This window comes from Brevundimonas sp. T2-11 (assembly GCF_055397675.1).
The window spans coordinates 415,721-427,144 of sequence record NZ_AP027920.1 but is presented as its reverse complement, the minus strand read 5'-3'; the positions used below and the strand labels follow the sequence as shown (position 1 = coordinate 427,144).

Here is an 11,424-nt window from a genome sequence, read left to right as displayed (position 1 = left end):
CCGATGTCTCGAGAATGACGCCTATAGATTGCCGTTATGTAAAAATACGCGCTAGGGTTGTGCGCGACGGATCAGCCTTCGTCGGCGGCGGACTCAGCCTTGCGACGCGGGGCGCGACGCTTGGGCGCCGGCGCTTCATCCGAAGCTTCAGCCGCTTCCGGGGACGACGCCGACGGGCGGGTCAGGAAGCCGGGCAGGCCCATGCCGTCGCTAACCTCGGCCTCGGCCGGCGCTTCGACCGGGGCGCGCTCGGCGCGAGGACGGCGCGGGGCGCGAGCGGGACGGGCCTCGGCTTCTTCCGTCGCGACGACGGGCGCGTCTTCCGAAGACGGTTCCGGAACATATTCCGCCTCGGTCAGGACGCGGGCTTCATCCTCGGGCGTGGCTTCGCCGTTCTCGAACCGACGGTTGCGTTCCTCGCGACGCCGCTCCCAGCGTTCCCGACGCGACTCGCGGCGGCCGCCCTCACGGGCCTCGCCCTCGGCGCGGGGCTCGCGGTCATTGTCACGCGGCTCGCGCGGTTCACGATCCCGGTTGTTGTCGCGATCACGATTGTAGTCACGATCCCGGTCGCGGTTGGCGTCGCGCTCGGCGCGTTCAGCCTGGCGGCGAGCCTCGTCCTCGGCCTTCTGCTGCTCGGCGGCGGCGGCGGCGATGATGGCGGCGGCCTGGGCGCCCGACTCGTCCTCGAAGTCGATGTCGAAGCCCTGACCGGCCAGTTCGCGCTGGGCGATCTCGCTCACCGGACGTTGCGGCTGCAGGGCGCGCAGGACGCGGAAATAGTGTTCGGCGTGCTGGGTGTAGTTCTCGGCCAGGACCCGGTCGCCGGCGGCGGCGGCGTCGCGCGCCAGCTGCATGTAGCGCTCATAGACGGTCTGGGCGTTGCCGCGGACCTTGATGTTCTCGGGGCCTTGCGAATCCCACGACCGGTTCGGGTTGGTGGCGTTGGCGTTGTTGCCGCCGCCACCGGGCTTCCGGTTGCGTCCGCGCTGACGCTTCATGCCCTTGAAATCTCTCATCGGAGCTTACCGTGCTGGTGCGGGCCGCCGTCGGTTCAGGACGGGCAGGACCCAGTTCGTCGTTCCGTTCGGTCGGGGCCAATCCCCGTATCGATGTGCTCGGAAAACCGTTCGCCGCCCTGTGGTCCGCCGAACCGATCGGCCCGACCGTCACTGGCCCAGACGCGCTTGAGCGAGCAGACCGGCTCGAAAAGACTGCGTTTGAGTGGGAGACAAGAAACGACTTAGCGCGCGGCGAAGCGGTTTCCAAGGGTTTTGTTGCACGGCGCCGCGCGCCGTCCGGTCACGCTTCCGGAAGGGGGTCGACGCGCGGGTCGGGGCCGTTGGTGACGACGCGATCGCGATCGCCCAGGTCCTTGACCACCTTGACCCCGGTGAAGCCCGCCGCCTCGAACAGGGCCTTGACCGCCTCGCCCTGATCCCAGCCGATCTCGACGGCGAAGACGCCTTCGGGGCGCAGGATGCGGGCGATCTCGGGGGCCAGGTCACGATAGGGCTGCAGGCCGTCGGGACCGCCGTCCAGCGCCAGGTGCGGGTCGTGCTCGCGCACCTCCGGGTCCAGGCCGGGAATGTCGCCCGTCGGGATATAGGGCGGATTGGACACCACCAGGTCGAAGCTGTCGTCGGCGAAGCCCGCGGCCCAGTCGGTGCGGATGAAGGTGCAGCGGCCGTTCAGGTCCAGGTTGGCGGCGTTCTCACGCGCCACGGCGATGGCCTCGGTCGAGATGTCGGTGCCGACGCCGCGCGCCCCGGCGCGCTCCATCAGGGTCGCCAGCAGGATGGCGCCCGAGCCTGTGCCCAGATCGACCATCTCGAAGGCGCGATGCGGCGGGAAGGCGCGGACGATGACGTCCAGCAGGGTCTCGGTGTCCGGGCGCGGGCTGAGCACGTCGGGGGTGACGTTCAGCATGATCTTCCAGAAGCCCTTCTTGCCCAGGATGCGCGACACCGGCTCGCGCTTCAGCCGACGCTCGATCATGGCCTCCAGAGCGGCGATCTTGTCGGCGTCGACGACGCGGTAGGGATCGGTCAGGATGTCGATGCGGCCCGCCCCGGTCGAGGCCTCCAGCAGCAGGCGGGCGTCGATCGACGGGCTGTCGATCCCGGCGGCTTTCAGGCGGGCCTGAGCGCCTTTCCAGGCGGTCAGCAGGGTCGGGGCGGCGGGGGCGTTTTCGGACATGAAGGCTGATTGGCGATTGCCGCACGGGAATTCAAGACGCAAGCGGTCCGGGAACGGGCGGTCAGCGTGGCCGTTGTGGGGCGGATGGGGATGCAGAACCTTCTGAAACGGCCTGAACGACGGCGTGGAAACGGCGGTGCGATCTGGCGCTATCTGGGCGCGGCGGCGGGCGGACTGGCGGCGGGGGCTACAGCGGCGCACCTGCTCTATACCCAAGGCCACAAGTACGGCGTCGAGTTGCGCCCCAAGCGGCCCGAACCCCTGCCCCCGCGCGACCCCACGCCAGAGGACTATGACGCCGAGGAGCCCGGCCGCGGCCGTCTGGCGCAACACCCGACCCATATCCCGCGCAAGGGCTGGATCGACATCGCCTGGCGCACGACCATGGGCTACTTCGGCGACCGGGTCGGCTTCGTCGCCGGTGGCGTGACCTTCTTCATGCTTCTGGCCCTGTTCCCGACGCTCGGCGCCTTCGTCACCATCTACGGCCTGTTCGCCGATCCGGCCGACGCCTGGAACCAGCTGAGCTTCCTCTACGAGGTCCTGCCGTCGAACGTGGCCCAGTTCCTGGGCGCCGAGATGACCCGCCTGGCGGGCGGCTCGACCGGGCAGCTGACCTTCACCCTGGTCTGGACCCTGGCCCTGTCGCTGATGGCGGCCAACGGCGGGGTGAAGACCCTCTTTTACGGCCTCAACCTCGCCTATCATGAGGTCGAGCGGCGCAACATCATCACCTACAACCTGCTGTGCATGGGGATCACCGTCTCGGGCCTTCTGGCGGTGCTGCTCAGTTCGGCCCTGGTGGTCGGCGTGCCGGTCGTCCTGTCCGTGTTCGGGCTGGAAGAGGAATGGGCCCATCTGGCGCCCCTGCGCTGGCCCCTGCTCTACCTCGGCTATGTCGCGGCCCTGACCCTGATCTATCGCATCGGGCCATGTCGGGCGCAGGCGCGCTGGCGCTGGCTGACGCCAGGCGCCCTGTTCGCGGCGGCGCTCAGCCTGCTGGTGTCCTTCCTGTTCAGCTGGTTCCTGACCAACTTCGTGCGCACCGATTCCTATGGTCCGCTCGCGGCGGCCATGGGCTTCCTGCTATGGACCTGGTTTTCCGTGCAGGTGATCCTGATGGGCGCCCGGCTGAACGCCGAGATCGAGCATCAGACCGCCATCGACACCACCACCGGCGCGCCCCGGCCCATCGGCGAGCGCGGGGCGATCATGGCGGATTCGGTCGGCCCGCGCCGGGGCAATCCCGCCGCCCTGGCCTTCACCCTGAAGTACGCGGAGGCCCTGGGGGATCGGGTGCTGAAGCGACGCGTCAAGCGCCGCTAGACCCTCAGCCGAACTCGGCTTCCAGATCGGCCAGGCGGGCGGCCTGATCCTCGGCGATCAGGGCGTTCAGCAGGGGGTCGATGTCGCCTTCCATGATCTGGGGCAGGCTGTGCAGGGTCAGGTTGATGCGGTGATCGCTGACCCGGCCTTGCGGGTAGTTGTAGGTGCGGATGCGCTCGGACCGGTCGCCCGAGCCGACCTGCGACTTGCGCGCGTCGGAACGGGCCGCGTCCTTCATCTGGCGCTGCATGTCATAGAGGCGCACGCGCAGGTTCTTCATCGCCTTGTCGCGGTTGACGTGCTGCGACTTCTCGGACGAGGTCACCACGATCCCCGTCGGGAAGTGGGTGATGCGCACCGCCGAATCGGTCTTGTTGACGTGCTGCCCGCCCGAGCCCGAGGCGCGGAAGGTGTCGATGCGGATGTCCTTGTCGTGGATCTCGATCTCCACGTCCTCGACCTCGGGCAGGACCGCGACGGTGGCCGCCGAGGTGTGGATGCGGCCCTGGGTCTCGGTCGCCGGGACGCGCTGGACGCGGTGGACGCCGGATTCGAACTTCAGACGCCCGAAGACGCCCTCTCCGGTGACGGTGGCGATGATTTCCTTGTAGCCCCCGGCCTCGCCCTCGGTGGCGCTGTCGACCTCGACCCGCCAGCCGCGCGAGGAGGCGTAACGCGAATACATGCGGAACAGGTCCCCGGCGAAGATGGCGGCCTCGTCCCCGCCGGTGCCGGCGCGCACTTCCAGCACGGCCGAGGCGTTTTCATCGGCGTCGCGCGGGGCCAGCAGCAGGGCGACCTCGCGCTCCAGCTCGGGCAGGCGCGCGTTGAGGGCCTCCAGCTCATCGGCGGCCATGGCGGCCATTTCCGGGTCCGAGGCCATGGCCTGCAGGTCCTGGACCTCGGCGCGGGCGCGGGCCAGGGTCTGCACCGCGTCGGCCACCGGCTTCATCTCGGCGTGCTCCTTCGACAGGCGTACGATCTCGGCGCCGTCCGACGCCGCGCCCATGCGGGCCTCCACCTGATGGAAGCGGTCGAGCACCTGATCGAGCCGGGCCTGGGGCAGTCGCAAGGGAGCGTCCTTCGAAGGAAAATCGAGCGCGGAGCCATAGCCGCCGGGCCGCCTTCTGTCGATGAAAAGGCCCGAACACGCGCAGATGGAGCGATTGTGAACAGTCGTCACAAGCCCGTCAGGCCGGTTTCTTCGCACCTGCAAACCCCCTAGCTCCACCTGGGCTGAAACTGACAGGAGACAGGCATGTTCGATGGAAACGCGGGTTCCGGCGTCGGGGCGGACGCCAATGTGGCGCGGCTCTGCGCTCTTTACGACGGGCTGCTGGAACGGCCGGACGCCGTCGTGTCCGCCGAGGCCGAGACCGAACTGAGGGCCCTGGCCAAGATCTTCGACCTGGACGCCGAACGCCCCGTCGCCGAGCTGTGGCCCTTGCTGCGCGCCGTCCTGGTGCGTCAGGCGCCGGCGGAAGCGCCCGCCGCCGCGCCCCAGGTCGCCCCCCTGACCGTGCTGCTGGTCGAGGACGACGCCGAAGCCGCCGCCGCCCTGACCGAGGCGCTGGACGCCGCCGGACACCGGATCGTCGGCCCCTTCCACAGCGCCGAAGCGGCCGAAGCGGCTACCGCCCTGCACCCCATCGACGCGGCCCTGCTGGACATCAACCTGTCAGGCGAAGCCACAGGCGTCGACCTGGCCCGCAGCCTGAAGGCGCGCTGGGGCACCCCGGTCATCTTCCTGTCGGGCGACGTCAGCGCGGCCGCCGCCAACGCCGAACTGGCCGCCGCCATGGTGATCAAGCCCTATACCGGCCGCGACGTGCTGGACGCCCTGGCGCGACTGGAGCCCGCCGCCTGATTCACACCATTGCCAAGTCGATCGCGCGATGCGCCTGATGCAGGGCGAGGTTGAGGGCTGAATGGACACCTTTTTCCTGTTCCTGCTGGTGGGCGTCCTGGCCCAGGCGGTCGATGGCGCCCTGGGTATGGCCTATGGCGTCATCTCGTCCTCGGTTTTGCTGGCCTTCGGCGTGCCGCCGGCCACGGCCTCGGCCAGCGTCCATGCGGCCGAGGTCTTCACCACCGCCGCCTCGGCGGGCAGCCATGCCTGGCACCGCAATGTCGAATGGCGGCTGTTCCTGCCGCTGGCGATCGCAGGGGTGATAGGCGGGGTTCTGGGCGCCTATGTCCTGACGGGAATCGACGGGGCTGTCATCAAGCCCTTCATCATCGGCTATCTGGCCCTGATCGGGGTCTGGATCCTGTGGCGGGCGGGGCATGACGTCCCGCATCGCCACCTGCCCGCCTGGATCACCGCCCCCATCGGCGTGGTCGGCGGCTTTCTGGACGCAGTCGGCGGCGGGGGCTGGGGACCGACGGTGTCCTCGACCATGGTCGGCGCCGGGCATGATCCGCGCAAGGCCATCGGCACGGTCAACACGGCGGAGTTCTTCCTGACGGTCGCCATCTCGGCCACCTTCGTCTGGGCCCTGGTGACGGGTCACTGGGAAGAGGCCGGGGCGCTGGAGAACCACGCCGCCGCCGTCGCCGGACTGGTGGTCGGCGGCCTGATCGCCGCGCCCTTCGCGGGCCTGATCGTCAAGATGGCGCCGCGCAAGGTCCTGGCCTACGCCGTCGGCTTCCTGCTGCTCTTCCTCGCCGCCTTCCAGGGCGCGCAACTGGCCGGACTGTTCGGAAGATAGACCCGTCAGACGGGGACGGTGGCCTTGAAGCTGGGCCGCTGTTCCAGCGCGGCCTGCAGGGCGACCAGCTTGGGACGACCCGTCTTCCAGTCGTAGTCGGGGTGACGGAAGCTGATCCAGCTGACGGCGATACCGGCGCTCAGCACGCCCATGTTGAAGTCCTCGGCGTCGGGCGCGGCTTCTTCCAGCGCATCAAGCGCGCGCCCCATGTTGAAGGTCCAGCGCTCCATCCACGACGGCGAGCGCTCGTGCTCGGGCCGGCGTTTCTCCAGCACCAGCTTGACCCCCATCTCCAGCGTGGCGTTGGCCAGGGTCTCCAGCCGCTTGACGCGCAGACGCTCCGCCCCCTCGACAGGCAGCAGACGCGGGCCGGAGCCGATGACGTCCAGATATTCGGCGATGACCGGGCTGTCGGTCAGCGGCAGGCCGTCTTCAGCGATCAGGGTCGGCACCTGCACCACCGGATTGGTGGCCAGCAGCTCCGGCGCATTGGCGTAGGGATCGACCGCGATCTCCTCGATGCGGTCGGACAGCCCCTTCTCGCGGGCGACGATGCGGACCTTGCGCGCGAAGGGCGAAGGGGTGGTGATGTAGAGCTTCATGATTACTCGGCGGCCTTGCGGGCGGCGTCCAGTTCGGCGGCCTTGGCTTCGACCTGGGCGACGATCTCGTCGATCATGCCGTCGTTGGCCTGTTTGTGGGCGATCTTGCCGTTCAGATACAGCATGCCCGAGCCCGCCCCGCCGCCGGTGAAACCGACGTCGGTGTACAGGGCCTCGCCCGGGCCGTTGACGACGCAGCCGATGATCGACAGCGACATGGCCGTCGAGACGTGGGCCAGCTTCTCTTCCAGGATCGCCACCGTCTCGATGACGTTGAAGCCCTGACGGGCGCAGGACGGGCAGGCGATGATGTTCACCCCCCGGTGACGCAGGCCCAGCGACTTGAGGATGTCGAAGCCGACCTTGATCTCTTCCACCGGGTCGGCGGCCAGGGAGACGCGGATGGTGTCGCCAATGCCAGCCCACAGCATGTTCCCCATGCCGATGGCCGACTTGATCGTGCCGGTGCGAAGCGGCCCGGCCTCGGTCACGCCCAGGTGGAGGGGGCAGTCGATGGCCTCGGCCAGCTGCTGATAGGCGGCCACCGTCAGGAAGGGGTCGGACGCCTTCACCGAGATCTTGAACTCGTGAAAGTCCAGATCCTGCAAGATGCGGGCGTGGTTCAGGGCGCTCTCGACCATGGCGTCCGGGCAGGGCTCGCCGTACTTCTCCAGCAGCTCCTTCTCCAGCGACCCGGCGTTGACGCCGATGCGCATGGAGCAGCCGTGGTCGCGGGCGGCCTGGACGACCTCCTTGACCCGGTCCATCGAGCCAATGTTGCCGGGATTGATGCGCAGGCAGGCGGCGCCCGCCTGGGCGGCCTCGATGCCGCGCTTGTAGTGGAAGTGGATGTCGGCCACGAGCGGCACGCGGGCCTCGCGCGCGATGGTCCTGAAGGCCGCCGTCGACTCCACGTCCGGACAGGAGACGCGGACGATGTCGGCCCCGGCCTCTTCCAGCTGACGGATCTGCTCCAGTGTCGCCGCCGCGTCGGTCGTCGGCGTATTGGTCATGGACTGGACGCTGATCGGGGCGTCGCCGCCGACCGGGACGGAGCCCACCATGATCTGGCGGCTCTTGCGACGCTCGATGTGGCGCCAGGGACGGATGTGGCCGAGTTCGGAATGATCGCTCATGTCGCGGGGAACATAGGCGAGGAACGACGGCAAAACCACGACATCAGTCGCGGGTCGCGACGATTCATCCCGCCGGAGACGGCGCCGCCACGGGCGCCGTCGGAGCGGCGGCTGCGGCCTGGACGGCGGCGGCCTGCGCCGCACGGGCGCGCGCCTGGGCTTCGGCGGCGGCGGCGGCGCGCGCCTCGGACTGACGCGCCTCGGCCTGGGCGCGGCTGTTCAACTGCCCCAGTGATGATTGCGGCGCGGGCAGAACGCCGCCGTGCTCGCCATTCAGATAGACGTCGAAGGCGGCAGGGTCCGACACATCCACCGTGGCCGAAACGTTCGGCGGCGCACGCCAGGCCTCGCCGGCCGCCAACTGACGCGCGAACAGGATGCGGCCGTCGCCCTGACGGACGACCAGGGTCGCGGGCTTCTTCGCCTGCAGGATGACCTGCGAGGTCGTGGCCGAGGCGCCATAGACGGCGCCGCGCGGGTTGAAGGCGGCCTGCACCGGCGGCGCGGGGGCGACGATCGCATTGGGATCGTCGGGATCGACCCCGGTCAGCTGGGCTTCCAGCCCCGGCGTGATGTAGAGCGCCGGAGTGGTCTGATCCGGCGGAGCCGCGCGCGGCGCGCCGAGATAGAGAGCCCGCTCGACCTCCGAATCCGCCTCCTCGGCCCAGTTCTTGGGCACAGCGACGAGGTCCGAGGGATGGGGCGGCTCGATGCGGACCACGCGCTGGAAGACATTCCAGCCGACCACAGCCACGATCAGAACGCCCAGCGCCGCCAGGATCTTGGGCGAGGTCTGGCGCATCTGCTGCAGCGCCGCCCCGGTCGGGGCCTGCAGCGGCACGGCGGCCTCCGGGAACTCGCGTTTGAAGCGTTCGACGGCGGTCAGTTCGTCCAGACCCAGAGCGCCCGCATAGGCCCGGACATAACCCATGGAGAAGATACGCGACGGCAGGACGGAAAACTCGCTCTGCTCCAGGGCCGTCAAATAGCGCGGATGCACCCGCGTCATGGTCGACAGCTGGGCCATGGAGCGGCCCGAGGCGAGACGGGCCGCGCGCAGGGCCTCGCCCAGCGTCTCGGCGTCCTCGAGGGACGGCGCGTCCTGCCGATCCTGATCCATGCGGGGTTCCGTTGGTGCGGACGCGAAGGCGCCCTGCCCTTCGCTTAGACGACGCGCTTGATGCGGGCAACGCGGGAAAAGCGGCCCCGCTTCAGTCTATGCCTCAGACGATGACGTTCAGCTTGCGCGCCAGGGACTCGATCTCGCCGCGCACAGATCCGGCCGATGAGCCGAGCAGGACCGCCATGCCGCGCCGGGCGGCGGACAGGTCGGCCGACAGGATCATCCGCTTGACCGGCCCCACCCCGCCCGCCGGGGCGGACAGACGCGTGTAGCCCAGGGTGATCAGGGCGAAGGCTTCCAGCGGACGCCCGGCCAGTTCGCCGCAGACCGACACCGGCGTGGCGCTGTCGGCGCACTTCTGCTGGATCTCGGCCAGGGCGCGCAGGGCCGGCGGCGACAGGGGATCATAGCGGTCCGACACCAGGGGATTGGTCCGGTCAGCCGCGAACATGTACTGCAACAGGTCGTTGGTGCCGATCGAGACGAAGTCGGTCAAAGGCAGAAGCGCGTCCAGGTGCCACAGCAGGCTGGGGCACTCGATCATGGCTCCGACGCGCAGCAGGGACGGCAGGGGCCGTCCGCGACGCCGCGCCCAGTCGCACTCGACATCGACCATTTCGCGGGCGGCGCGGAACTCGTCCACCGTGGCGATCATGGGGAACATGACGCGCAGCTCGCGTCCGGCGGCGGCGGCCAGCAGGGCCCGCACCTGCATCCGCAGCAAGGCCGGACGGTCCAGCCCCAGACGGATGGCGCGACGGCCGAGCGCCGGGTTCTCTTCACGCTCGTTGTCGAGATAGGGCAGGACCTTGTCGCCGCCGATGTCGAGCGTGCGGAAGGTGACGGGCCGATCGCCCGCCGCGTCCAGCACCAGCTTGTAGAGCGCCGTCTGTGCGTCCAGGCGCGGCAACTCGTCCGAGACCATGAACTGGAACTCGGTGCGGAACAGGCCGATGCCCTCGGCCCCGGTCGCGTCCAGATTCTCAAGGTCCACGGCCAGACCGGCGTTGGTCAGGATGGTGATCCGCGTGCCGTCCTTCGTCACGGCGGGCGTGTCGCGCAGCAGGTCGAACTCGGCCCGGCGCTGTTCGCGCACCGCCATCCGGGTCTGGACCGCCGCCAGCATGTCGGGGCGCGGCCGCAGATAGGCCTCGCCCGTCTCACCGTCGACGATGACCTGATCGCCTTCAGACAGGCGGTCGCGCAGGCCCTGCAGGCGGCCGACGCAGGGTATCTGCAGGGCGCGGGCGACAATGGCGGCGTGGCTGGCGGCCGAGCCTTCTTCCAGCAGCAGGCCGCGCAGCTTGTGGCGCGGATATTCCAGAAGGTCGGCCGGGCCGAGGTTTCTGGCCACCAGAATGGCGTCGTCGGGCAGGTCGCGCTGGCCGGGATTGTCGCCCGCCAGCACCCGCAGCAGACGGTTGGCCAGGTCCTCGAAGTCGTGCAGCCGCTCGCGGATATAGGGGTCTCGAGCCTTGGCGAAGCGGGCGCGGTGCTCGTTGCGGACCCGGTCGACGGCGGCCTCGGCGGTCAGGCCCGAACGCACCGCCTCCTCCAGCGACCGGTTCCAGCCCCGGTCGTCGGCGAACATGCGATAGGTCTCCAGCACCTCGAACGAGGTCCCGCCCAGCTTGCCCTGGCCGCCTTCCAGCATGTCGTCGATGCCGGCCTTCAGCGCCGACAGGGCCTCGGCCAGGCGCTTCTCCTCGGCGGCCGGATCGTCGGACAGCAGCTGTTCAGGGGCCAGGGGCGCCTCGTGCTGGACGACGACGCCATAGGCCAGGCCTTCGGCGAACTTCTGACCCTTCAGCCGCTCAGGGCGGTGGGGCGCCACCTCGACGTCGCGCAGTTCATCCTGGGCCAGAAGCTCGCCCGAGGCGACCGTCTCGGCCAGGACCATGGCGATGGTCTGGATGTCCTCAACCTCTTCCTCGTCATAGCGACGGGCGACGCGGTTCTGGACGACCAGAACCCCGATGGCCCGGCCGCCGCGCAGCAGGGGCGCGCCCAAGAAGGCGTGGAAGGGGTCTTCGCCCGTTTCGGGGCGATAGGAGAAGCTGGGATGGGACGGGGCGTCCGACAGGCTGATCGGCTGGGCCAGCCGCGCCACCTCGCCGACCAGACCCTCGCCGGGACGCAGGCGGGTGTTATGAACGGCCCCGGGGTTCAGGCCCTGGGTGGCGAACAGCTCCAGCTCGCCTGAGGCGCGGCGCAGATAGATGGAGCAGACCTCGGCCACCATGGACTGGGCGATGACGCGCACCACCATGTCCAGCCGGTCCTGCGCCGGGCCGCCGCCGGCCATGGCTTCGCGGATCTGGCGCAGG

Annotated in this window: 10 protein-coding genes; 3 read left to right on the top strand and 7 right to left on the bottom strand. The window is 69.5% G+C overall.

Translation table 11 applies throughout. The features are described 5' to 3' along the window. Window positions 1-71: 71 nt before the first annotated feature. Window positions 72-1,019, bottom strand: a complete 948-nt coding sequence (locus ACZ5XO_RS02065; protein WP_464163675.1) for a DUF4167 domain-containing protein — start codon at window positions 1,017-1,019, stop codon at window positions 72-74. 283 nt (window positions 1,020-1,302) lie between these two features. Then, entirely contained in the window at window positions 1,303-2,199 is an 897-nt protein-coding gene (prmC, locus tag ACZ5XO_RS02060; RefSeq protein WP_464163674.1) for a peptide chain release factor N(5)-glutamine methyltransferase, read from the bottom strand. Window positions 2,200-2,289: 90 nt separating this feature from the next. Here prmC and ACZ5XO_RS02055 point away from each other — a divergent pair, with 90 nt between their 5' ends. After that, window positions 2,290-3,525: a YihY/virulence factor BrkB family protein gene (locus tag ACZ5XO_RS02055; RefSeq protein ID WP_464163673.1), complete on the top strand. Its 1,236-nt coding sequence runs from the start codon at window positions 2,290-2,292 to the stop codon at window positions 3,523-3,525. A 4-nt stretch (window positions 3,526-3,529) separates the two neighbouring features. On the opposite strand, the gene prfA is transcribed toward ACZ5XO_RS02055, so the two are convergent. Further along, complete coding sequence (gene prfA, locus ACZ5XO_RS02050) at window positions 3,530-4,597, bottom strand: peptide chain release factor 1 (protein WP_464163672.1); 1,068 nt, start codon at window positions 4,595-4,597, stop codon at window positions 3,530-3,532. Window positions 4,598-4,783: 186 nt separating this feature from the next. On the opposite strand from prfA, the gene ACZ5XO_RS02045 reads away from it, so the two are divergent. Then, window positions 4,784-5,392, top strand: coding sequence for a response regulator (locus ACZ5XO_RS02045; RefSeq protein WP_464163671.1), 609 nt, complete (start codon window positions 4,784-4,786; stop codon window positions 5,390-5,392). Between the two features lie 61 nt (window positions 5,393-5,453). Further along, window positions 5,454-6,236 (top strand): sulfite exporter TauE/SafE family protein, encoded by a 783-nt coding sequence (locus ACZ5XO_RS02040; RefSeq protein ID WP_464163670.1) that lies wholly within the window; start codon window positions 5,454-5,456, stop codon window positions 6,234-6,236. A 5-nt stretch (window positions 6,237-6,241) separates the two neighbouring features. Here ACZ5XO_RS02040 and ACZ5XO_RS02035 read toward each other — a convergent pair whose 3' ends face one another. The 4 genes from ACZ5XO_RS02035 to ptsP form a co-directional block, all read right to left on the bottom strand. Continuing rightward, window positions 6,242-6,838 (bottom strand): glutathione S-transferase N-terminal domain-containing protein, encoded by a 597-nt coding sequence (locus ACZ5XO_RS02035; protein WP_464163669.1) that lies wholly within the window; start codon window positions 6,836-6,838, stop codon window positions 6,242-6,244. 2 nt (window positions 6,839-6,840) lie between these two features. Next, on the bottom strand, window positions 6,841-7,974 hold the full coding sequence (ispG, locus tag ACZ5XO_RS02030; protein ID WP_464163668.1) for a flavodoxin-dependent (E)-4-hydroxy-3-methylbut-2-enyl-diphosphate synthase: 1,134 nt from the start codon (window positions 7,972-7,974) through the stop codon (window positions 6,841-6,843). Between the two features lie 64 nt (window positions 7,975-8,038). Further along, entirely contained in the window at window positions 8,039-9,094 is a 1,056-nt protein-coding gene (locus tag ACZ5XO_RS02025; protein ID WP_464163667.1) for a helix-turn-helix domain-containing protein, read from the bottom strand. A gap of 103 nt (window positions 9,095-9,197) precedes the next feature. Then, the gene (ptsP, locus tag ACZ5XO_RS02020; RefSeq protein WP_464164848.1) at window positions 9,198-11,402 is read right to left on the bottom strand and encodes a phosphoenolpyruvate--protein phosphotransferase; all 2,205 of its coding nucleotides are present in this window, start codon (window positions 11,400-11,402) and stop codon (window positions 9,198-9,200) included. Between the last annotated feature and the right edge of the window lie 22 nt (window positions 11,403-11,424).